This window comes from Thermodesulfovibrionia bacterium, assembly GCA_030646035.1.
Classification (GTDB): Bacteria; Nitrospirota; Thermodesulfovibrionia; order UBA6902; family UBA6902; genus JACQZG01.
The window spans coordinates 63,919-88,339 of the sequence record JAUSMY010000030.1; the positions used below are offsets into that span (position 1 = coordinate 63,919).

Sequence of the window (24,421 nt, forward strand, 5' to 3'; positions counted from 1 at the left end):
ATTGATCAGAATTCACTTATCTGCTTCAGGTAACCCTTGAAGTTCCTCTTAGTCTCTTCCATGCTGTCCCCGCCGAACTTCATGAGGAAGCTGTCAGCTATCACAAGGGCAACCACCGCCTCACCGACAACAGATGCGGCAGGCACTGCGCATACATCAGACCTTTCATATGCGGCGTTGAACTTCTTCTTGCTCTTTATGTCAACTGATGAAAGAGGCTTCCTTAGTGTGGGGATAGGCTTCATGGCAGTCCTTACAACGATCGGCATGCCTGTGCTCATCCCGCCTTCAATACCGCCTGCGTTGTTGCTCTTTCTGTAAAACCCGCCTGCGGCATCTAATCTATTTGCCTTTGCAGCGCTGTAATATATCTCGTCCATAACTTTTGAGCCGGGCCTTCTTGCGCTCTCGAATCCGAGCCCTATCTCAACGCCCTTCATCGCCTGTATCCCCATGAGGCCGTATGATATCTTTGCATTCAGGCGGCTGTTCCACTGGCTGTAACTCCCAAGCCCCACGGGAACGCCTGTGACAACTATCTCAAAAACACCTCCGAGTGTGTCGCCGTCCTTCATAGCCCTGTCAATTCTGGCAATTATCTCTTTCTCTGCCTTCTTGTCAGGACATCTGACAGCAGATGCTTCAGCGCTTTTGAACATGGATAATATGGATTTCAGGTCTGCGCTTTGAGCCTTATGCCTTATGTCCTGCGCCTCTATCCCGCCTATCTCAGTAACATAGCTCATTACCTTAATATCAAACTCTGCAAGGAATCTCTTTGCAATAGCTCCAAGGGCGGTCCTTGTCGCTGTCTCTCTTGCGCTTGAGCGTTCAAGGACATTTCTGACATCCTTATGCCCGTATTTGATAGCGCCCGAAAGGTCTGCATGCCCAGGCCTCGGCCGTGTGACCTGAGAGATACTGTCCTTGTGCTTGATTAAAGGAGACATTGCCTTATCCCAGTTAGCCCAGTCCCTGTTCTCTATCATCAATCCAATAGGAGAGCCGAGAGTCTTGCCCCACCTGACTCCGGACAGGATCTGTGCATGATCTGTCTCTATCTTCATGCGGCCTCCCCTGCCGTGGCCCTTCTGCCGTCTTGCAAGGTCGCTGGCGATATCTTTTTCAGATAAGGAAAGGTTTGCCGGCACCCCGTCAATGACACATAAAAGAGCCTTCCCATGAGACTCACCGGATGTAAGATATTTAAGTTTTTCTAACATAATTTAATAGTTGAATATGCAAAGAAATATTGTTATAGTTTAACTCATAGTGATGAATAATGAAATCATAAAGAACATATTACTGTCAAGGAAAAGTATTGTGCATCTTATTAAACAATATATAGTTACATATTAAACAACATATTGAAAACACTTGAATTAAACCCTTTCGCAGACTATAATTAACTCATAATATATATATAGTATTTGACAAAAAGAAAAAAAAGGAATATATAATCCATATGAGTCTTGTATCCGACATGCTGTCAAAAGTCAAAATCACCCCGCCCATGAGGGAGACACCCCCGGGCTTAAAATCTGATATCAATCAAGCAAGAAGAAAAAAAGTAGACAAAAAATATAAGATAGCTCTTGTCTTAAGTGTAGTTGCCGCATTCATGATCATAGTCTCTGCTCTCTTGTTTAGGATTTATGTTATTAAAGCCGGCGAACCGATAGCAGATGACCTGAACAAACTTAAGAGCGAGCACAAATCCAGAACTAAAGACCAAAAAGCATCCGAGACCCTAAGTGAAAAGATTGAAGAAGCATTAAAGACCGTTCCTAAAAAGGATGAGAAGCCCATCATTGCTGATAAAAAAGACATAATTGTAAAAACCCCACCCCCGGACCTTCTTACTGCCGCGTTAAATGAAAGTGATAAGGGTGATAAAGAAGATTCCGGTACTTCAGAATCAGCCGATAAAAAACCAGCCGGACTTAAGGACAACAAAAAAGTCGATAAAGCAGAGATTCCGCCTGTTGAAGAAGAGAAAGAACCTGGTATTGGCTCAAAAGATACCTATCATTACCTCTATAAAGCCAGCAGAAGTGAAAAGGACAAGGATTATCTTGGCGCAATATCCATATACAATAAGATACTTGCGGTCGAGCCCACAAACTATATAGTCATGAACAAGATAGCTTCTCTTCTGATGAAGATGAACATGTGGAAAGAGTCAATGGATGAATTGCGGAAGAGTTATAAGATAAATAAGGATTACATCCCCACCCTGATAAATATCGGGATCGTATATGCAAATACAGAAAACTATTCAACAGCTGAAAAATATTTTCAAAAGGCCCTTAGCCTGGATCCTATAAATCAGGATGCCATCTTCAGCATAGCCGTGCTGTATGAAAAACAGAATATGGATGATAAAGCCGCTGAATATTATTCAAGGCTCAGGAAACTGGGTGATACAAGAGGAAATACCGGCCTTGAAAGAATTCTTTCTTACAACTAATAGAGATAATTAAGGAAATAATCTAATCTCTTTAAGCTTCTCTTTAGCCTTTTCCGCACTTCTGGTATCAGGATATTTTTCGATCAGCCATTTTAAAACTTCTTCAGCCTTCTGTTTGTTATTCAGTTTTACAAAAGCAGAACTGGCCATAAGAAGGGCATCTGGGGCCTTTTTGCCTGAGTACTCTCTTACTACCTTGTTAAATTCTGATATCGCGCTATTGTAATCACCCTTTGCATAGTATGCCTCACCTGACCAGTATAGAACGTCCTCAGAAAGGGCATGCTTTGGATATAATTTCCGGAAATCCTTAAAGCTGCTTAATGCATCATCAAATTTTCCGGTCAGAAAAACTTCAAGTCCCTGCCGGTAAAGGTCTTCAGGACTGACATTTTTCCTGATAGTTATATCATTCTGCTGCCTGCTTGCAGTATTTGCCTTTTCAGACAATTCAACAGAGGGAAGCACATTGGTCTCTTTCTTAATATTCGGGGTATAGACTTCACCTGCCGTTGTGCTGGAAGACGATACCGCTTTATTAGCGATGGCCGATGAAGGGACAGTAGTTGACGTTGTTACATCCGGAAGATAATAATAAACCGATGCTCCGACAAGTAGAAGTGCCATAACCGCTGCGAGCCCATAATAAATTTTGGGGGAGAGATTAATTCCTGATCCTGATGAACCGTTATTCAAATGATTAATTGCATACTTTACATGCTTGGATGTTATAGTGCTGCTCTCCTCAAGAAATGCGGACATTATGGCCCTTGATGAAACAAGGTTTATCTTCCGGGGAATTCCCTGTGAGTAAGCAAAGATAGGTTTTTTAAGGCCTTTGTCAAGCTTCAGAAAGCCCTTACCCGCTTTGATAAGCCTGTAATTTATATATTCAAGCATCTCATCACTATCGAGCGGCTTTAATTTCATGCTTACGGTTATCCTCTGCCTCAGCTGCCTGAAACTATCCTCATTCAGCATTTCATCAAGCTCCGGCTGTCCAACAAGGAGTATCTGCAATAGCTTCTCCTTCTCGGTCTCGAGGTTTGAAAGCAGCCTCAGTTCTTCAACCGTGTCGGCAGGAAGACTCTGTGCTTCATCAACTATGATTATTACCGGTATCTTTTCATACGACTTTTGGAGCAGGAAATCCCTGAACACCTTTAGTATTTCAGACTTGCCCTTGTTATCATATTTGATCTTCAGGTCATCAAGCACAGAAACGATGAACTCCTCGGGAGAGAGACGCGGCGTAAGTATAAGCGCTATCTCAGCATTATCCTTCCACTTCTCGATAAAGATCTTTATAAGGGTGGTCTTGCCGGTGCCGGGCTCGCCTGTAATAAGACAGAAACCCTCTCTCTGCTCAATAACATAGTCGAGTGACTGCAGCGCTTCCTTATGGCACTCGGATGAGAAGAAGTAACCGGGGTCAGGGGTTAACTTGAAAGGATCCTCTTTTAATCCGAAAAACTTGAGAATATCCATTACGCGTTGATCTCTGCGATAAGGTCGTATATAGGAAGCATAAGCCCGATGATAATAACACCAAACATTAAGCCGATTACTCCTATAACTATGGGCTCGATCATCTTGGACATGTTAGCTGATACCTTATGAAGCTTCTTTAGATAATAATCCGAGACATAGCCATACTGCTCATCAAGATTTCCACTTGCCTCTCCTATATCTACCATTCTGGTTACGAGAGGAGGGAATATCCATTGCTTTCTCATCGCATCCGATATCCTGCTGCCTGTAGTAATATCCTCTCTCTCGATCTCTATAGCGCGTTTAAATACGTCATTTTCCATAAGATCACCGACAATCTCCAAAGCCCTGTCGATTGTAATACCCGCAACGGTAAGGATTCTCATCTGCTCAGCATAAAGCGCAAGAAGTTTATTGTAAACAACGAGTTTTACAATAGGCGTCTTAAGCAAGGCAAGGTCAATGTAGTACCTGGTCTTCGGGAACTTCCTGAGCGTCTTATATGTGAAGATAATGGATATAGGGAATAGGAAGATCGGATATTTATATGCCTGAACAAACTCGCTTGTATACAAAAGTCCCCTGGTAATAGGCGGGAGTGTGACCTGCATGCTCTTGAAGACATCCATTATCTTGGGCAGAACATACAGCATCCAGAACATCATGGCGCCGAAGGTCGTTACTAACGCAAATGTCGGGTATATAAGCGCCCCCTTTATGGCTCCGGCAAGGTCCTCCATCCTCTGCAGATGGATAGCTACATCCTCAAGGCTCTGGTCAAGACGGCCGGTCTCCTCGCCTATCATGGACAGGTGACGGAAAATATCAGGGAATATGTCGTTGTGTTTTGTTACAGCATTGGAGAAACTGGAGCCGTGCTCAAGCATCTCAGCCATATTATCTATCTTGCTCTGGAAATACTTGTTCTCCATGCCCTCGGCGATACTGCTTAATCCGGACATAATGGGAACACCGGCCCTGAGCATGACTGACATGTTATTGGCAAACTCGATAACATCTTCCCGCTTGATCTTCTCCCGCCTGGCAAGAAGACCTTTGAGAGCTACAACATACTCGCTGGTCTGGTTGATATTCAGCAGATGCAGCCCTGCAGCGGATATGCTCTCAATGGCAGCCTGAAGGTTGATCTCTTCGATCATGCCCTTGATTACAGTGCCTTCCTGATCAATTGCTTTATACGAATATATCGGCATTATCCCGCGACCCTCAAGATTTCCTCAAATGTAGTTATCCCGCTTATGGCCTTTTGTATCCCGTTGATCCTCATGGTCTTCATCCCGTTTTTAAGCGCCGCATCAAGCATCGAGTTTGCAGATGCGCCTGTATAAATAAGTTCTTTTATATGGTCATCTACGATAAATATCTCACCTACAGTAGTCCTGCCCAGATAACCCGTACCGCTGCAATCGGTACAGCCTGTTCCTTTGTAAACGGTCTTAACATCATCATAACCTATAAAACCCATTTCTTCCAACTCACCGGGTTTAAGTTGATACTCGACCTTGCATTTTGAGCATATCTTTCTTACAAGCCTCTGGCCTATTACCGCAAGTAGCGCCGAAGAGAGCAGGAAGCGGTCAACATTAAAATTAACCAGCCTCGGAATGGTGCTGACCGCGTCATTTGTATGCAACGTGCTCAAAACAAGATGGCCGGTTATTGATGCCCTGAGCGCAATAGTGGCGGTCTCTTCATCCCTTATCTCACCAAGCAATATCACATCAGGATCCTGACGCATAAAAGTCCTGCCTGCCGCTTCAAAACTGTAACCTGCCTTATCATTGACGCTGGTCTGCTTGACCATGCTCAGCCTGTATTCCACCGGGTCCTCTACAGTAAGCACATTCTTCTCTATCAGGTCTATCTCCCTTAAAGCGGCATACAGCGTAGTGGTCTTACCGCTGCCGGTTGCCCCGCATATAAGCACCATTCCATAAGGCTTTAAAAACAAGCGCCTCAGCTTATCCGTGTCTTCTTTATCAAAACCAAGTGAAGACAACCTGAGTATCGCGCCGCCGCTGCCCAGTATCCTTATGACAAGGTTTTCGCCGTAAATCGTAGGCATTGTAGAAACACGCATATCATATCTTGAGTTAAGGAAGGTGAATGAGAAAGAGCCGTCCTGCGGCACCCTTGTTTCAGCTATATCAAGCTTAGACAATATCTTTATCCTGGAAATAATGCCGTTATGCACAATTTTAGGCAGGCAGTGCGCCTGCTGAAGAACACCGTCTATACGAAAAAAGACATGCACGGTTTCAGGAGTAGGAGTTACATGGATATCAGTACATTTTCTTCTGATGGCATCTTTAACCAGAAAGTCAGTAAGCTGAGACACCTTGGTGCCTGTAAGTTCACCTGTCTTAACACTCTCGACGATCTTTTCAATGCCCTCAAGAATGGGGTTTTCAAGAAAATAAAATGCCTTCTCAAGTGTCGCCTCCACTATAGAGCCGTCAACCATCAATATCTTAGGAGGGTTTCCCGTGATTCTTGTAGCTGCGTCAACAGCACGCAAATTCTCAGAAGCTGTGATGCCTATAGTTATCACACCATCCTCAACCTTGAGAGGCACAAAGCCGATCTTTGAGGCAAGGTCTCGGGGCACAAGGCGTAATACATCCTCAGGTATATTGTATTGGGTAAGGTCCAGGAACGTCATTCCGGCCTGTTCAGCAAGGGTCTGGGTAATATCTTTTGAAGAGACAAAGCTCAGCTTTACGAGTATAAGACCGATCAGATGGCCGGTTATAGACTGTTCTGCCAGTGCTATCTTTATATGTGATTCTTTAACGAGACCTTTCTGCTGTAAAAGTTCTCCAAGTCTTAATGGCGGCATATTATCCTTAGGCTTTTAGAAGAAATAATAAATTCTGATGATATTGAAAACAGCTTGTCTGATTTCAAAAAAAGAAAAAAACATCCCATCTTACTTTCGGCTAACCTGTGACCCTTAATACCTCTTCAAGAGTGGTTATACCTTCAAGAGCTTTCTTTATGCCGTTCTGTCTGATAGTCTTCATGCCTTTTCCAACGGCCGCCTCTCTGAATGAGCTTATACTTGCGCTTGATGATATCAGTTCCCTGATATCATCATCAACCACAAGTATCTCGCCTATAGCCGTCCTTCCGATATAGCCTGTACCGTTACATACCGGACAGCCCCTGCCTCTGTAAGTTTTTCTTACACTGCCCTCAAGGTCAGGGAAGCCCATATTTGTAAGTTCTCTGGGCTCAAAGATATGCTCTTCCTTGCAGTTCAGGCAAATCTTCCTCACAAGCCTCTGGCCTACAATCGCCAACAGGGAAGTAGCTATTGCAAATCGTTCAATATTGAAATTAACAAGCCTTGGTATAGCGCTGGCTGCATCATCAGTATGAAGAGTGCTCAATACCAGATGTCCTGTGACAGAGGCTCCCAAAACTATCCTGGCATTTTCATCATCAGTTATCTCGCCAACAAGTATAACATCAGGGTCATGCCTCATAAAACTCTTTCCGGCTATAGAAAAAGTGTATCCGACTTTATCAGATACCCCTGTCTGTTTTATCATACTCAGCCTGGACTCGACCGGGTCTTCAACAGTTATAACACTCTTCTCTATTAAATCAATGTCCCTTAGAGCCGCAAAGAGCGTTGTGGTCTTGCCGGCTCCTGTGGGTCCGACTATCAATATCATCCCGCTTGGTTTTGAGAAGAGGTGTTTTATTAAATTTACATCTTCTTCATCAAAACCAAGATTGCGTGTCCTGAACAGAGAGGATGAACTGCCTATGATCTTAATAACAATATCCTCACCGTTTATCGTGGGAAGTGTTGATACACGCATCTCATAGGCCCTTTTAAGAAAAGCAAAAGAGAAAACACCGTCCTGGGGCATCCGCTGCTCTGCAATATCAAGTTTTGAGAGCACCTTTATTCTGGATACTATCCCTATAAGCAGGTTCTTCGGCAGACAATGTCCCTGATAGAGAACCCCGTCTATACGGTAATTTACATGGAGTGTCTTTGAAGTAGGAGAAAAGTGAATATCGCTGGCATTTCTCCGTATAGCATCCTGGAGAAGATAGTCACAAAGAGATGCTATATTCGGACCCGCAGGAAGAGCCTCATTTTTAAATATATTAATCAGCCTTTCTATGCCCTGAAGTATCGGGTTATCAAGAAAGTAATATGCTTTTTCAAGTGTCTCCTGAAAGAGGTCCGTGTCCACCAAATAGACCTTTGGCGGTTTGTTGCCGATCTTTGCAGCCTGGTCAATAGCCCGCAGGTTCTCTGCATTAGTGATCCCTATCGTAAGAAGGCCATCTTCTATATTAAGAGGGAGAAAGCCCATATTTTGAGACATATCGCGAGATATGACACGCAGAACCTTCTCAGGTATGTTGTATCCTGTAATATCAAGAAAAGGGATGCCCGCCTGCTCGGCAAGGCATCGGGCTATATCTGAAGAAGAAACAAATCCGAGCCCTATGATAGCCTCTCCTAGCCGCTCGCCTGTTATAGCCTGCTCGGCTAAAGCTATCTTGAACTGAGAGTCTTTTAGAAGGCCTTTCTGCTGTAATAGTTCACCAAGTTTTAATGGAGGCATATTATAGTCGTTTTATAAACCTACCTTATCCACAGTCGCTTTAAGAAGTATCACAAGTTCCTTGCTCTGATGGGTCTTTGCATGCTGTTTAAATAAATAGCCTAAATAAGGGATATCTCCGAGAAATGGCACCTGCTTATCCTCCACGCCCTCGGTTTTATCTATATGCCCGCCGAGCACTATCATCTCGCCATCCCTGACCTTGACAACTGTGCTCAGCTCCTTAAGGTCGATAATTGGTAAAGATATTGAATATCCAGTCTTAGTCACATCGCCAAAAGGATGTTCTTTTAAATCTACAAGATCTGAAACTATCGGAGTTATAGTCAATGTCACCTCACCATTCTCATTGATATTAGGGACTATTCCGAGCATAACACCGGAGAGCACACTCTTTGTCGTTACATCATAAGTCGTTGCAGGATTGGGATTATCAGTGGTAGCTTGTTCTACGGTTGAATCAACTTCACTGACATAATCGGTCTTCCTTCCGACATTCAGAAGGGCTGTCTGTCCATTCATTATGCCAAGCCTCGGATTTGAGAGCACTGTTGTATCACCCTGCTCATCAAGTGCGCTTATAATAGCTGAGAAATCATTTCCTAATGTAGCGACAAAGAAACCAGTATCTTGAACTGCCGTATTTATACCAAAATCTAAAGGATCTATTGTGCCAGAAACCAATTGGTTATCTTGGTTTATGGAACCTGCAACAACCTGACCGACTCCCTTAAAGTTATCAAGAAATGCCCAGTTAATCCCGTATTTAAGATTATCCGTTAAGGTAACCTCCACTATCCTTGCCTCAACAAGAACACGCCTGCTCAGGACCTCTCTGAGCTTAGTGAGATAATTATCGACCTTTATCATATTCTTCTTTGTGGCTGTTACAAGTATCGTCCCTGACATTCTATTTATATCGATAGTTCCGGTGCCGACAACACCTTTAAGAGTTGCCTCCAGAGAGTCCCATAGGTTTAATGATGCACTGTCCGCCTTGATACTTTGTTTAACACCGCCCTTTATATTACTTATGTCATCGGTCGCGCCGAAGAGGTCGCCGCCAACATCTGATGAATATTCCTGTGCGATACTGGGATGGCCGAATTCAAACATCCTTGTAGCCATAACTCTCACTATGAGAACATTCCCTTCAAGATCATAAAAATAATCAATTGATGAGAAGATGATATCAAGAGCCTCATCAGCGGCAACTTCCTTCAGTGTTATGGTCATAGGCAGTTCAGGGTTTACGCCGGTCTCCATAATGATATTCAGCCCGGTGTTTTCACCAACTGCGAAGAGAACATCTTTAAGCGGCGCATTTCTTACTGAAATGGAAATAATTCTCGTCTTAAGCGGTAAAAGTTCCTCAGTAACCGGGGTGAATGCAAGGCTTGATCTTGAGATTTTGTTCTCAAACTTTATTGTGTCAGCCTTTTCAGCACGCACTTCAGGGACTTCTGAAACAATAACGTCTGCTCCTTCATCAGATAACACATTATTCTGCAATGCCGATGCCTCAACAGCAAAGACTAATAAAAACAATGTCAAAAACATGGAAAAAAGCCGGTACATAATTTTCACCCTTTTTATTGTTTTCATAGTAGATTTACCCATTTTGTCCCCTTAGTATTAGTCTTGGTTTTGCCCTTCTCCCCAGGTGATAAAGCATATTCAACTAAGATCCTTGCGGGCTCGATCTGAATTATTGTTTGATTGGCGACAGTACTACCTTCTCTTACAACCTCGCCGTTTACAATTGCCATGTTCCCCTTATCACTGACAATGATCATCGTAACAATAAGCTGAACCTGCTCCGGCACCTTCTTCTTGTCCGCTTCAGATGGACCAGCTTCCCTGTAACCCATGACTTTCTCGATCAATGTGGGCATCTCCAAAGTCTTGTCTGTAACTTCCTTTCTTTCAGGAAGGCTCACATTTTTGACCTCAAACCCGAGTATCTCCTTCTCTTCAGGAGTCATCTTATGTTCAACATTAATATTATACGCAGCATAACCCGCGGCAATTATTAAAATGAAAGGCAAAAGAGCCAGAAGCTTTAATTTCAAGGTGAATCCCATATTATTCACTCCCACCCGAACGCTGACTTAACCTTCCGGCAGGCAGCCTAATCGAACCTTTAATATTGCAGGTTATCTCAGAGTTGTCTTTTGATCTCGCGACCTCTATGCCGTCAAAAATAAAATAAGGAAACTTTAAGGACTGGATATACGCTATGCTCTCTGTCATGACCGTATAGTCATCGACAGGAAAATGGATCTCCAAAGGCATGGAAATTTCACCGCCTTCTTCCTTGAAGTCATCTATCTTCACCTCTGCATATTTCAGTTTGGATTTTATATTGCCGATCGAGAGAAGAATAAATTCACGGTTCGTCTTGGAATAATAGTCTGCAGGTATCATTGCGTCTATCTGGGCCATGACCTTTTCAAGGTCAGCCACAGAGTCACTCATCTTCTTATAGTTTTCCTTTTGCTTCTCAAACAGTTTTACAGTCCCCACAAGGCTCTCACCATATCTGCCGCCGAATATGATCACGAAAAGAATAACGGCGAATACTATTCCTCCGATGAGATGGCGCATTACCGCCTTTTTTAATTCATTATAAAACATCATTTTGACTCCAGCTCAATTATGAAATCCCTCTGCTTGGGGGTCAGCTCATGTTTTATTATTGAGATGCCCTTTAATTTAGTAATAGAGTCTATGAACTCCTGATAATAGGTATATTTCTGAAAACCTTCCTTGTCATCATCATCACCTTCATTAACAAGCCCTGCAATACTTATATTCAGTTTATCTCCGTTTATCTTCATAGTAATATTGCCTATACTTACGTTCTTCGTATTTGCATCAGCAAACGAAGTTAAAAAGTTTTTGATTACAGGCATCGCGGCGGTCTTGCTGCTTGATTCAATAAATCCCTTGTAGCTTTCAAATTCTGTTTTTCTCTTGTTATACATAGCCAAAGTATTTTTATCCATGCCGGTGATCTCTTTCTTTAAAGAGTTCAGCTTCGCTTTTGAACTCAAAACATTAACAACCGAGTAACCTGCATAGAGCCCGCCTGCAAGTGAGATCATGAAAAAGGCGATAGCAGAATACCGGAATAATTTCCATGTTGAATAAAAACTCTTATAGTCTTTAGGGGAGACGTTTACTTCCTTTAAAGCATTGCGTGCTGATATGGCAAAAATAAAATCAAGGTAGACATCATTTTGTACTTTGAGGTTATTGGGCTTAAGAGGGCATACGATGGGAATATCTATCTGCGTCGTCGCGTTATAATTCCCGCATAGATTACCTACCAGTACTATATAAGAGGGACTGGCCTTAAGTACCTGCTTGCAGTAATTAACAGTTACATTAATACTCTGTATATCTGCGTCGCTTATCCCATTTTCACTTGCCTGCACAGACCTGACAAACTCTATCTTGCCGTTCTTTATTAAAAAAAGCACCCTGCTCTGTCCGGATTCTGATACACATAAGACACAGTCATCTTCAAAATGCATTTCAGATGCAACTGAATAGATATGAGGGTAAATAGCCTTGACCAGCTTCTTCTTCTCTATAAACCTCTCGGTAATATTCTTTACATCTTCAGTCTTTACAACATAGACCGCAATCTCCTGCATCTTTCTGTTCCCTTCAAGCTTTTCACCAACAACCCTGTAGGTATAGGTGAAGTCCTCAAAAGGGGATTTCTGTTTGATCTCGGATTCGATCAGGCTCTTTGCATACTTGGCTTTTACAGGCGGGATAAGGAATATGTCCTGAAATGCGTCTTTGAAGTTATTTACAACTATGAACTCTTTAGCCTTCTCTTTTTCGAGAAAGCTGTCGAAATCCTCTTTCTTGCATGTGAGGGCGTCATTAACTACAACCTGCTTACCCTTTTTTGAGATATAGGCAACCTTGACAATGTCCCCCTCAAAGCTGACTATCACATTTTTTCCCATAAATCCCCTAAGAAAGACGAACTAAATAATAATATCCGCAGCAATTAATTAAAATTATAATTCATATTTAACGACAAAACAAATAGTTTTAAAATATATTACAAAATATATATATAACTTATTATGTTAATTACAAAAATTATGTATTAAATAATGAAGTATGTCAAGAGGCAAATCAATAAATTCCATATGCAAATTGAGAACCCTGTCGCTTAGGAGCGCTTCCTCTTGTAAATAGAATGATCATCACTAATCACCTTTACTAATCTGTATTGTTTCTCCAACTCAATAAAAAGCATCTTTCTGAAGTCATCATCCGGAGTCGGCCAGCTGCCATCCTTATATACAATAAATTCAGGTTTTTTTAAGAGTATCTTCTGCAGCTCTTTCTCATCTGTGGCTTCAGGGCCGTCTATGACCTTCAACATATAATCATATTTTATAATGTTTGTTGGATGCACATATTTGGTAGGCATCCTGCTATCAGTCAGAAAATAGACAATATGACAGTTATTGAGCATGTATATATATTTACCTTTGACATACTCTTTGTTTAGATATTCTGCAATTTTATAGCAGGTATCATCCTCTAACGGCTGACGAAGCATAACTTTTGAAGCAATCTCCCTGTAAAGAGGGGAAACATGCTTATGCAATGAAAATATCAGACCGGCTGCAATAACAAAAACAGCAATAAATCTTACTGCCATCACTCTTCCCACACCGCTTGAGAACCAAAAGGATATGGCAACCCCGCAGACCAGAGCCATTATAGGTGTTATCAGCCCCAGATAGTGATAACCAAAAATAGTTCCGGTATAAAAGATCGAAAAAACCTGCGCAAGAAAAATTATCAGCATAGCAGCCACAGCCCTCTTAATATCCTTGTTCTTCTGAAAAAAGAAGATCGATAAAATTCCATGTGGGAAACATATCCACAAAAGTATATTGCCGTCTGCAAACTCCCGCTTGATATTTGTAAATAACAATTCGAACTTTCTATATATCGAAGTGCTCTCGCTCACATGCGCAATTGCCACTGAGATATTAGTATTTATAAAAAGCCGCAGTTCACCGTTTAGAACGTAATAAACAATCACTGCAAAAACAGGAACAAAAATCCCTGATATCAGAAAAAAGCATCTCTTGAAACGCTCCGAAATATCTGTGTCGGGCATTGTAATGCCCGTTAAAAATACTGCCAGAACAGCCAGGCTGTCAAAGGCCATATTCTGCCTCATAAGGATCCCGGCACCAAGTATCAAGCCGGTCACAAAGGCCATTTTATTATCAAGTTTCCTGGTTAATACTACCAATAATATAAGTGAGGTAGGCACAAGCATAAGATGCTCTATCATGATGCTCAATCCCCATTTTCTTGCACTGACAAAGACTATAAGAAATATTGCGGCAATAACCCCTGCTGTTTTATTATAAAGTGCTTCCCCGGCCATGTATAAGAGTACAGAAGCAAGGAAAATAAAGAGCATTCCTCCCAATCTTACCGCAAAAATAGTCTTGCCGAAAAAATAAATGAACATTGAGTAAATGGAATATGCAAAAGGCGGTTTATTATCCCATGCCTCAACATACGGGATATTGCCGTCAAGGATGCTCTGCCCCATAAGTATAAATGTGCTTTCGTCCCAGTCAAAGACAGAATAAAAAAAAGACGGGAGCCTGATAATGATTACCAGAAGAAAGAGAAAGCCAACAATAATAAAGTCGTTTTTTTTATCTTTGTTCATAGAGAGACGGCAGATATATATTTTAAAAAGCTCTTACTGTTTTATCTTATCGTCCTGCTTGGATTGCGGCTTATCATTTTTCGGAGACAGTTTAAACACATATCCTCCGGAGTCCTCAAATACCTTTGTTGCAATGGGATCATCTGTCAGTCTTTTATATAAAGAATCATGATCTTTATCGAGAAAGACATACCTGGAGTTGAACTCCTCGATGATAAGCCTGCCCGGTTCATACTTTTGCCCCTTTGTTATCTTCCTGTAGAGTGCTGATTTATCCTTGTCATATGAATAGAGATACATGGGGTCCAGCCCAACTATATAATAATTTTTACTGTTGTAGAAAAAGAGGAACGGAAAGTCATCCCAGTCAGCATTAAATACTATATCGCCTGCTGAGGTGTTCTTCTCGAGCCACTTTGCCGAGCCCATATAGTTTTCAGGGCTTGTGGATGTACTGCTTTCGCTGACAGCTTCTTTGAAATTATAGTTCATCAATGGCAGTAAAAGAATAAATCCTGCAAGGATAAACTTCCAGGAGACCCTGCGCCCGACCACAAGGGATGCGGAAAGAAATGCAAATACAGGCCAGTATTCGACAAACCGCCTTGACTTGAACGTCATGAAGAGAAAGAGCAGGCTGAGACAGACAGAGGCATACTCCTCACGTTTAATATTTTTTATCATAGGCAGGAAAAGGATCGTCAGCGGGAATACCAGAAAGACAGGGAGGGAGTTTCTGACAAAATCCCAGGTCTGGTAAGGCTTCCATTCGCTTCCAAGCTGTATTCCAGAAGGATTTTCAAGGAATGTGCGTGAAATATTATAGATAAGAGAAGTTACATTGCCGGGGAAGTAAGGGTTTATGACAAGGCCTGTAACTATCCCCAGAAGCGTCATGTAAAATATCTTCATATCCGGCCTCTTCTCTACCAGCCATCCTGAAACAATGAAGACAAGCGAAAAGATGATGAGAAGAGGGAATGCGTCATACAGCCAGACAAAGAGGACAGAGCTGATATATATGAGCAGATATTGCCTCTTCATACAGAAGAGGAATATCAGAAGTAAGGCTGCAAGCGACAGGCTCTGCACCCTCAATAGCGACATCCTGAAGAGAAAGGGATGTGATGACATGATTGCGGCAAAGCTCCATAATGACGGGAGTCTTACTCCGGCAGAGTTCAAGAGGATATACAGGGAAAGCCCCATGAACGAAGCAAATAACACTGTGGCATACTTGCCGCCGAGCATAAGATTCCCATATGTGAATGGAACTATTAGATAGTGGAAGAGCAGGTGATGGTCTCTGTACGCGTCTTTGTGGATAGTATACTGAAGCCATGGAAGCTTTTCTATATACCCTTTTTCAGCAAGGATGGCGCTGTACTTGATGTGAAAGAAGCCGTCATAACCTACAAGCCACGGGACTGAGAACTGGATATAAAAAAAGATATAGAACGTAATGATAAAAAAGAATAACGACTTAATAAAAAATGGCGTCTCTTTAAAAAGATTCATCTTTGAACAGTAGTTCCTGATTTCCATAATATGAGTAAAACGCTTACGTTATTATAACAGCACTTTTTGGAATTAGAAGCAGACTAAAGAAATTTTAAAGGCTTCTTGTCCTCAGGGTCCACTACCAGTTCTCTTTTAAAGAAAGCCTTGGCATCAGCCGTGTCTCCGGCTCCTATGCTTGCAAGCCCGGCATAGTAATTTGCATCGTCATACTGTGGGTCCCTCTCCAGACATCTCCTGAACCATTTGAGCGAGTCAGCATAGGCTTTTTGTTTGTAATAAGTCCGTCCCAACCAAAACATGGTGTCAGCATTGTCCGGATTGATCTTAAGAGCTTCATTGAAGAGCAGTATGGCTTCATCATACTTGCCCTGCCAGTAGACGGCCTTAGCGATCCTGTGCCTTATTTTATAGTAGCCGGGGTCATCATTAAGAATTTCCCTGAGCACAGCTTCTTCTTCAGCGTACATATCGAAACTCATAAGCCATTTCGCCAGGCTGTTTTTTCTGTCTGATGACGGAAATTCAGAAGCCGCCTGCCGGTAGCTTGAAAGAATGTGCGACGGGAACTGCTCCTGAAACCCTTCAACATGCCTCTCTGCCATTTTATAAAAGACGCGGCTGTAAGGGAATTCACGGTCGACCTGATAATAATAGGTGACCAGGTCATACCAGTCAATTGGCGATCCGGTAAAGATATTTCGTTCTGCCTTATCTGCCGAATAGTTACCAATGATACTATCCACAAATCTTTTGATGCCGCGGTGTTTCAGCCTTGATACCTCAAATTCAAGCTCGGGAAGGTCCAGGGTGTTCAGCGGCGCCTTAGAGCCGGCAGAGATATGATCAAAGGCGTTTGCAGAAACAAAAGCATACCTCAATGTCTTAATATCAATACTGTGTTCGCGCAGAAAGAAGTCCTTAAGCCCTTTATTGGAGAATACCTTCTCCTCCTGGCGCAGTTTCAAAGGTTCATCAGAGCAGAGGAGCAGAAAATATGACGGCTTCATTATCGCCACCCAGCAGTATTTGAACTCAGAGCTAAGGCTCTTCAGGATTATATCCATGCCTTTGTCACCCACTCTGGAATCAAGCCATGTCGTGTATATCCCTCCCTTTTTCAGCTTTGTCTTGACATCCCGGAAAAAATCAACTGTATAGAGTTTGCTCGAGCTGAAGTAGAGCGGGGAGGTGACTGTGTTCAGGATAAGGTCATATTTTTTGTCTGTGATCTTTGTATACCGTATCCCGTCATCGCTTATGATATTGACATTCTTTCTCGAAGCAATATCAAAATTATGCATGCTCAACATCGGCTGTTTCTCTATGATAATAGAGCTTATCTCCACCACATCAAGATGGTCAAATATCTGTCCGACCGTTCCTGCCGTAGCCCCGCTTCCGAGGCCGAGTACCATCGCGCTATCAGTCGAATGTGACGGAAGGCTTGAGAGTACACCGACTATATATTCAGCCGCTGAGTTAAGCGCGATACTGGTGAAACCGTTAATAAAGAAGAATTCCTGGCCGTCCATCCTGTTTATCGCAAAGGTCTCATCATATTTCTTAAACCTCTTTCCGCTTTCATAGGACTTGAGCTCTTTTTCATACCTGTTTTTAGATGTGAATGAGAGGTAGTCCAGATACAGGATGTCCTCATTCCAGAAGGTATGAAGCAGAAACACACCTGCAAGAGCTGCTGCACAAACAACAGCCGCAGCCTTTTTTGCCTGCCATTTTGTAATTAAAAACGCTGCTGACAGCATAAATATTATCATGACGATTATCTGGCCGTACTCAAAATTAGGGTGTATGACAAGCACCATCAAAAGATACCCTGCGGCATTGGCAAGGCTCGAGACAAAGAGCAGATGCCCCGACTCCTTGGCAACGTTCTCCTCCTGTTTTATAAGGGAAGGGATGGCAGCGCCGAAGCATATGGTGCCGGGCCCCATTATCAGAAAGAGTATTATTATCTTCCAGAGAAGAGGAGAAAATGAGTTAAACAGGCTGAAATAAGCAGCATACAATTTCACAAAATACGAAAAGCCCGGTATCAGTAAGGTCAGATACAGCAGGTTGAAGAAAAGAAGCGCGGCAAAACTTATATTGAATTTACGGCCGAGCAATGTGCCGAAAGCGATGCCGAACAAGACCACCCCCAGTACCATTGCAAAGGTCTCATTGAACGGGCCGAAGATAAACTCCGCGATCTTAAGCCCCAAAAGCTGGAATACTGCGCTCGCTATGCTCAGGATTATCAGCGGAAGGATCACTCTCAGAGGATATGCCACCTCTTCCATCCGGCCGATCTGCGGAACAATATGCCTGCGCCTCAGAAAAAGCGCGAGGCCGATTATAAGATTGAACTCACCTATTAAAAATGCCGTGTTCCTGATGCCGAGATGTCTTATAAGATAAAATTCTATAACTATGGCGGTCACAGCCGCGCCAAAGTTGTAGATCATGTAAGTTATCGCAAAGACATTTCCTTTTCGAAGGTGTTTCAGGTATGCAGAGAACAAAGGCAGGCTCACGCCAACGAGGCAGGCAGGAATAGCAAGAAGGATACTGGATGCCAGAACGCTCATGCCTATGGAATTGGCAGGCAGGACATTATAAAGGAATGCCTCAATACCCGGTGTTAATAAAGTAAATCCTATTGCATAAAAACCTATGCAGATCTCAACCGCCCATAGATAGCGCGATATCCTGTGAGCCAGTTTGGTTCCGATGCCGATACCAAGAAGAAATGTGAGCAGAAGCGACGCGTTGACTATGAAATGGTCGCCTATCAGGTTCCCCAGCATGCGGGAGTAGATAACTTCATAGGAAATTCCGCAAAAGCCGGAGAGGAATAGCGTTACTCCGATTATCAGAATATCAGATCTGTTTGAGATTTTAGACATAATTGAAGTTCATGATAAAAGATTACTGCCTAAAAAACAACCCCGCTCAGTTTTTGAGCGGGGTTGTTAAATTGATCCAATACTATGTGAGAGACCCGCAGGCCTCAGACAATGTTAATGCTGGCTATTGTCATTGTCATAGGCATCTTTACCGTCACACCATCCGTCTCCATCTTTATCAGACGGTGTACTGTTGGAATTGCTTATACCGTCTTTGCTGCCGCCACTGCAATCGTATTCATCTTTATCACTATAATTGTCATTGTCCTTATCGCCGTCAATAACTACGATACCTGAATCACATGCGCCGAGCGGATCGCCATGCCCTGTATGTTCTGCAAGGTCAGCTACATCGATCTGCAGATCACTTCCGGTACACACAGGGGCGGCGCAGACTTCTTCACTCCACTCAACACAACCGTCATAACCATAGGCACCATTGTCATTAGCATTAAGGTTAGAGTTGCCGTTTTCATTACCGTTGCCGTTGGCATTGGAATTGCCGTTAGAGTCTTTATCCCAGCTGTTAGAGTTGCCATTCATATTACCGTTGCCGTTAGAGTTAGAGTTATCAGACGGGCATGTGTAAGTTACGGTCTCACATGAAGTCGTGCATGTCTGGTGGCAGACATACACATCAGGAGTACCCGCTGCTTCCTCCGGATCTTCAGCGATCTCAGCAGTTAGCTCCACTGGTATACATGAAGGATCAAGCGTTGTGACTAATGATTTAGATGCTATATTGCCGTCAGCGTCATGGACATAGAATGTCAGGTTATAAGAGTCATTCCCAACACTTGGGTCTGCCTCGATTTTAATATTATTAGCTAATACCCATGTCCCTGTCCCTGTAGAGGTTGCGGCATCCCAAGTGCAGGATGCAGAAGCAGCAAGGATGTCAGAATCATTGTCGCTGTATTTAAATTTTAAGCCGGTGATGCTGCTTTCCTGTCTGCACCATTGATAATTTCCCACCCCGCCATCGGCGTATATGGTTGCCTTGTATACCATAGATAAATTGTCTTCCGATTTCCCGCATGTAGGAAGTTCATTATTAAGTATCTTCAGCGGCGCTCCGGTACAGCCCGCCTTCACCCTGAGTTCATTGAGAGAGACCCATTTGACAACGTCATCATAAACCATGTCATTATAAAGCCCACCGGGATCTTTAATAACAGTACCCTTAGGATAAACCTTGACACCAGCCTCATCCGTCTGCTTTTTCAAGTCCTCACCTTTACTGAAAACAACAAGGGCAATATTTGGAATCGTAACACTACGAGAAGGAGAACATTCCTGATCGAAACAGCTTGTTACTTCCATATCAGTTTTGCTCTCGTTGCAGATATCAACTGGATTCATATTAGCGGCACGGAAGATAAGATCATTCCCCCAGATATCTTCAGAAGTTGTCACCACTGCTTTAAATTCATCAGGCAACTCATGCTCTATCGCAACATAGCCTACTATTGAGTCCACTGCCGCCTTAACTATCTTGTCGGTCTCGTTGATTTTAGCCCTGCCGAGCATCGGAGCTAACATCTTTATCCCGACCGCCAGAAGAACACCCATAACCACAAAGACTATTGCCAATTCAACCAGTGAAAATCCTTTCTCTTTTTTTAAAGTACTCATAATAACCTCCTTATTTACCTTCTCAAATATGTCAATTGTTATTGATGAAATAACTATTTTGTAATATACAAAGCAATTTTCATACCCAATAAAATAATTTACTTATTTTAAAATATATTTTAATCAAACCAAGCTAACCTGCTGTAAAATATGTTTTTTCTACACATACCAGCATGAAGGCATCTGCTTTATTGAATGATTTCATTATCTACTCAGTATTAACCCCTATATTCATGGGTGAAATAACCCTATTTCGTGATTTAATGATAACAGATTAAGAGGATTAAACAACTGTCTAAGAATTAGACATCTTTACTTAAAGGCAATTCCTAAAAATACAAAACATCAATGGGTAGTATATTCAACAATAGTACAAGTGGATGGGGTACCTGCAATCCAGTCAGTCATTTCAACAATGCCGTTAAGGTCAGTATCCTCGGCAGAAAAGTTACCATACGTTTTGTAACATGGTGTATCAACGCAACCTAATTGGCTAAATATCTCAGCAGTCTGCCCATAGAGGATATTCATGATATCGCCTTGCGGCCATGTTGTACAGATACCGCCATTTTTCTTAAATCTGTAGTCAGCCCCGGTATTATTTACTACATCCAGAGAAGTACAGCCTGGATCTATCGACAGCACAAATGATTTACTTGTAACTTTATCACGGCCGCCTACTGCTGGATCATTATTATCCCTGACATAGAATTTGAACTTATACGAGTCAGGATCCTTATTAGGCCGGCCTGAGATGATAAGAGAATTAGACTGTATCCAATTGCCCCCATCCTCAACTTCGTTGACACAACCATCAGTCTCATCCACAGGGTCATTAGCAGTCGAAGGAACAGAAGTGGAAAGATCATCAGCTACAAATGTCAGGCCTGAATCGCTGCTCTCCTCCCTGCACCACTTATATTTACCGCCTGATGAAAACGGAATACCACCATCAGCAAATATCTTATCACTGTATGGCACATTGTTATCACATCCATTGAGCGTATTATTGCTGATCTTAAGCTCTGCTCCCGCACAGCCTGCCTTTGTCCTCAGGTCAGCAAGCGTGATCCATTTAACAATATCTTTATATGCCTCCGGCCTGGAGCCGACAGGGTCAGGCCATTGAACAGAACCGGACATATCGTCAATGTTCGCGAAATCCCGTGAATAAGTCCTGATCGTCGCAGAGGTAGCCGAAGTATCAACAGTATCATAAATATTTGTCTGGATATTCAGGTTAGCTCCTCTGCTCAGGATAAAAAATGCAACATTGTCTATATCTGTACCTTCATTGCATCCCGAATCTATATCACAAACATATAAATTGGTCGTGCTTCTTTCGCAAACAGTTTGTTCAGGAGTCAGCTCATCAGCAGGCCTGTATATTATCGCATTACCCCACACATCCTTGGAAGCTGTGGCCAAAACCTTAAACTCAGCTACGGTCGGCAGCCTGTCATGTGTTGCGGCAAAGCCTATTACTGCTTCATAAGAAGCCTTCAATGTCTCTTTGGTATCGGTATGCTTCAGCCTCTGTACCAGAGGCCCCAGCATCTTGAGTCCTAATGCGAAGAGCAGTCCGACTATTATCATTACTATCGCAAGCTCTACCAGACTGAAACCTTTTTCTCTATCTCTTATATGCATGGCTCCTCACGGAATGATAAATTAAACAACTTATGACTTATATTAGCAGAATCTCACCGCTTTACGCGCCTGGAAACAATATTTCTGGTAAGCCTCGACTTGATCCGCTCTATTATGGTCAGATGTGTTGAACGGGTTTTGTATCTCAATGCAAAGAATGCTATCTTTGCGCACCCTAAGAGAATGGCGAACTTCCCTGCCATCGCCATTAAGGTAATGATCTCTTCTGAAGCGTCAGGAGGGATATGCGTTAATAAATAAAATCCGTAACCTATGAGGAAAATAGCAACAAATAGTAACACTGTTTTATCCCGCCTTATCTATTAAACTGATTACAATGCAAGGATAGCAAAATTGATCGTTCAAGTCAAAGGAAATGTAGGGGATCTACCCTCGCCCTTTAATTATCGCCCAGCGTACACGAGCCGGTGATCTTTGCATTGCAATTATTGTTCACATCCGCTGCCCTGAAATCTGAATAGGTTTTGGTACAGAGAAGAGTAGTGCAGCTGCCGCTACCTGAATAAATCTTCCAGGTAGCTGTCGATCCAACAATTTTTGTGGTGTTCTTCGTCCATGTGTTACAACTGGTTTCGACATTTATCTTATATTTCTTATTTGAACTTGTACTATTTAATACAGTCACACCGCCGACCGCGCAGATATCTGTAATGCAACTCGGGTCTGCACCATCAGTCAATCCGTCGCAGTCGTTATCAAGGCCGTCTGCACATGAAGATTCAGGTGATTGCGCAGGAGAACCGGCTGAGCAGGTATCCACCACGCTTCCGCTCTGGCACTCTATCTGTCCTGTTGAAGCGCATACACCGACCCCGCAGTTCGTTGGTGTCACTACATAACCATCATCAGCAGTGCCGTCACAGTCATCATCTACATTGTCACAGTCGATGTCAGCAGCGCCCGGATTTATGCTTGCATCGTTGTCATTGCAGTCAACGCCTATTATATATCCGTCATGATCGATATCATTGGCTACGGCAGGACAGACCCTGTCTACAAACAACGTATAATCAGGCGGGTCAAAGTCAGTAAATTTTATACAGCAATCAGCATTGATGTCAGCAAGAACCGCCTGGTTGAAGCTTGCGATATTCTGCAGATTATTACATGCCCCGTTTGATGTGGCGAATTGATTTATTACTTCATTCCGGCTGAGCGTCCTGGAACTGCCGTCGACGGTTATTTCATCCCCTTCTGCAACGTCATAACATAATTCTCCTGTAAGTTGGAAATCATGTTTATTGCCTGTGCTATTCCATACCCTGTACCAGCCCTCGGTTTCGTCACATACATGTAACCCGGGGGTCGGCCTTATTAACAGGCCAAAAACCTTCTGTGTAAGGTTGTTGTCACCATCCCTTGCATATATGGGAAGATTGTTAACACCCTCCACATTCGGTGTCCCTGAGATCTCGAGATTTGTACACTGCTGCCATGTCCCGGTTGAAAGGCTGCAGTCAGCAGAAACAGCAAGATTTCCGTTGCAAAGATAACTCACTCCGATGGGCAGGAGATCTTTTGTCACACACCATTCATAATCAGGCTCGGTGTCTGAATCCCCGCCGTCTGAAATGGGTACTCCTCCCTGGGCATATAAGTTTGCAATATATGGAACATTCCAGGTTCCTGAAGGCAGCGAACTGTTTACTATCTTGAACTGATTTGCGAGACAGCCCGCCTTTATCTTCAATTCATTAAGGTCCATCCACACAACGATATCCTTATATGCCTCAGGCCTGTTCAGGAGGGCAGTATCGTCATCAATTCCAGCTAATCCATACTCATATGTCTGGATGGTCGCACTTGCCCCATTCTCATTCTCATTCTCATTCTCATTCTCATTCTCATTCTCATTCTCATTCTCATTCTCATTCTCATTCTCATTCTCATTCTCATTAATACGTGTCTGCCTATTCATGTTCTCTCCGATGCTGAATATTAGAAATGCTACATTCGAGTTTGGGGTTATATCGGTAACACATGTTGCATCTTCCCCGCATTCATTAACAACAGTATCGGTCGTGCCTCTTCCGCAGATAGTGCTGTCATCATTGTCAAGGTTGTCATCAGGCCAATAGACAAGGGCGTTACCCCATACATCCTTTGGATCCCTTACCAGCCCGGGGAACTCTGAAGCAGTTGGAAGGCGGTCATTTGCCGCTGCAAAACCTATGACAGCCTGAACAGCCGCATCTATTTTGTTCTTCGTATCGAGCCGCTTCTCCTTTCCAACCTCCGGCCCTAACTTCATGATGCCATAAGCCAGGAGTATGCCTATCAATATAATTAACAGAGCCATCTGTATAAGGGCTATACCTTTTGTATTTTTTATAAAATCCATGAAATACCTCTTGAAACCATTGTACGATATATCGCAATA

Annotated in this window: 17 protein-coding genes; 1 reads left to right on the forward strand and 16 read right to left on the reverse strand. The window is 42.8% G+C overall.

Going from position 1 to position 24,421, the window contains the following annotated elements; all coding sequences use genetic code 11:
- Positions 1-5: 5 nt before the first annotated feature.
- Entirely contained in the window at positions 6-1,223 is a 1,218-nt protein-coding gene (aroC, locus tag Q7U10_04025; protein ID MDO8281778.1) for a chorismate synthase, read from the reverse strand.
- 242 nt (positions 1,224-1,465) lie between these two features.
- Here aroC and Q7U10_04030 point away from each other — a divergent pair, with 242 nt between their 5' ends.
- Positions 1,466-2,470, forward strand: coding sequence for a tetratricopeptide repeat protein (locus Q7U10_04030; GenBank protein ID MDO8281779.1), 1,005 nt, complete (start codon positions 1,466-1,468; stop codon positions 2,468-2,470).
- Between the two features lie 9 nt (positions 2,471-2,479).
- Here the strand turns inward: Q7U10_04030 and ybgF are convergent, their stop codons facing one another.
- The 15 genes from ybgF to Q7U10_04105 form a co-directional block, all read right to left on the reverse strand.
- On the reverse strand, positions 2,480-3,958 hold the full coding sequence (gene ybgF / locus Q7U10_04035) for a tol-pal system protein YbgF (protein ID MDO8281780.1): 1,479 nt from the start codon (positions 3,956-3,958) through the stop codon (positions 2,480-2,482).
- The gene (locus Q7U10_04040; GenBank protein ID MDO8281781.1) at positions 3,958-5,175 is read right to left on the reverse strand and encodes a type II secretion system F family protein; all 1,218 of its coding nucleotides are present in this window, start codon (positions 5,173-5,175) and stop codon (positions 3,958-3,960) included. The genes ybgF and Q7U10_04040 overlap by 1 nt, the downstream gene beginning before the upstream one ends.
- Positions 5,175-6,821, reverse strand: a complete 1,647-nt coding sequence (locus tag Q7U10_04045; GenBank protein MDO8281782.1) for a GspE/PulE family protein — start codon at positions 6,819-6,821, stop codon at positions 5,175-5,177. The genes Q7U10_04040 and Q7U10_04045 overlap by 1 nt, the downstream gene beginning before the upstream one ends.
- 100 nt (positions 6,822-6,921) lie before the next feature.
- Complete coding sequence (locus tag Q7U10_04050; protein MDO8281783.1) at positions 6,922-8,574, reverse strand: ATPase, T2SS/T4P/T4SS family; 1,653 nt, start codon at positions 8,572-8,574, stop codon at positions 6,922-6,924.
- Between the two features lie 12 nt (positions 8,575-8,586).
- The gene (gene mshL / locus Q7U10_04055; GenBank protein ID MDO8281784.1) at positions 8,587-10,179 is read right to left on the reverse strand and encodes a pilus (MSHA type) biogenesis protein MshL; all 1,593 of its coding nucleotides are present in this window, start codon (positions 10,177-10,179) and stop codon (positions 8,587-8,589) included.
- Positions 10,176-10,658, reverse strand: a complete 483-nt coding sequence (locus Q7U10_04060; GenBank protein MDO8281785.1) for a hypothetical protein — start codon at positions 10,656-10,658, stop codon at positions 10,176-10,178. Before Q7U10_04060 ends, mshL begins: the two co-directional genes overlap by 4 nt.
- Before the next feature lies 1 nt (position 10,659).
- On the reverse strand, positions 10,660-11,214 hold the full coding sequence (locus Q7U10_04065) for a hypothetical protein (protein ID MDO8281786.1): 555 nt from the start codon (positions 11,212-11,214) through the stop codon (positions 10,660-10,662).
- Positions 11,211-12,560: a hypothetical protein gene (locus Q7U10_04070; protein MDO8281787.1), complete on the reverse strand. Its 1,350-nt coding sequence runs from the start codon at positions 12,558-12,560 to the stop codon at positions 11,211-11,213. The genes Q7U10_04065 and Q7U10_04070 overlap by 4 nt, the downstream gene beginning before the upstream one ends.
- 212 nt (positions 12,561-12,772) lie before the next feature.
- Positions 12,773-14,308, reverse strand: a complete 1,536-nt coding sequence (locus Q7U10_04075; protein ID MDO8281788.1) for a glycosyltransferase family 39 protein — start codon at positions 14,306-14,308, stop codon at positions 12,773-12,775.
- A gap of 33 nt (positions 14,309-14,341) precedes the next feature.
- On the reverse strand, positions 14,342-15,826 hold the full coding sequence (locus Q7U10_04080) for a hypothetical protein (GenBank protein ID MDO8281789.1): 1,485 nt from the start codon (positions 15,824-15,826) through the stop codon (positions 14,342-14,344).
- A gap of 83 nt (positions 15,827-15,909) precedes the next feature.
- Complete coding sequence (locus tag Q7U10_04085; GenBank protein ID MDO8281790.1) at positions 15,910-18,735, reverse strand: tetratricopeptide repeat protein; 2,826 nt, start codon at positions 18,733-18,735, stop codon at positions 15,910-15,912.
- 114 nt (positions 18,736-18,849) lie between these two features.
- Entirely contained in the window at positions 18,850-20,370 is a 1,521-nt protein-coding gene (locus Q7U10_04090; protein MDO8281791.1) for a prepilin-type N-terminal cleavage/methylation domain-containing protein, read from the reverse strand.
- Between the two features lie 345 nt (positions 20,371-20,715).
- Complete coding sequence (locus Q7U10_04095; GenBank protein ID MDO8281792.1) at positions 20,716-22,020, reverse strand: type II secretion system protein; 1,305 nt, start codon at positions 22,018-22,020, stop codon at positions 20,716-20,718.
- Between the two features lie 53 nt (positions 22,021-22,073).
- Positions 22,074-22,322 carry a hypothetical protein gene (locus tag Q7U10_04100; GenBank protein ID MDO8281793.1) on the reverse strand — a complete coding sequence of 83 codons (249 nt, stop codon included), beginning with the start codon at positions 22,320-22,322 and terminating at the stop codon, positions 22,074-22,076.
- A gap of 98 nt (positions 22,323-22,420) precedes the next feature.
- Entirely contained in the window at positions 22,421-24,382 is a 1,962-nt protein-coding gene (locus Q7U10_04105) for a MopE-related protein (protein ID MDO8281794.1), read from the reverse strand.
- Between the last annotated feature and the right edge of the window lie 39 nt (positions 24,383-24,421).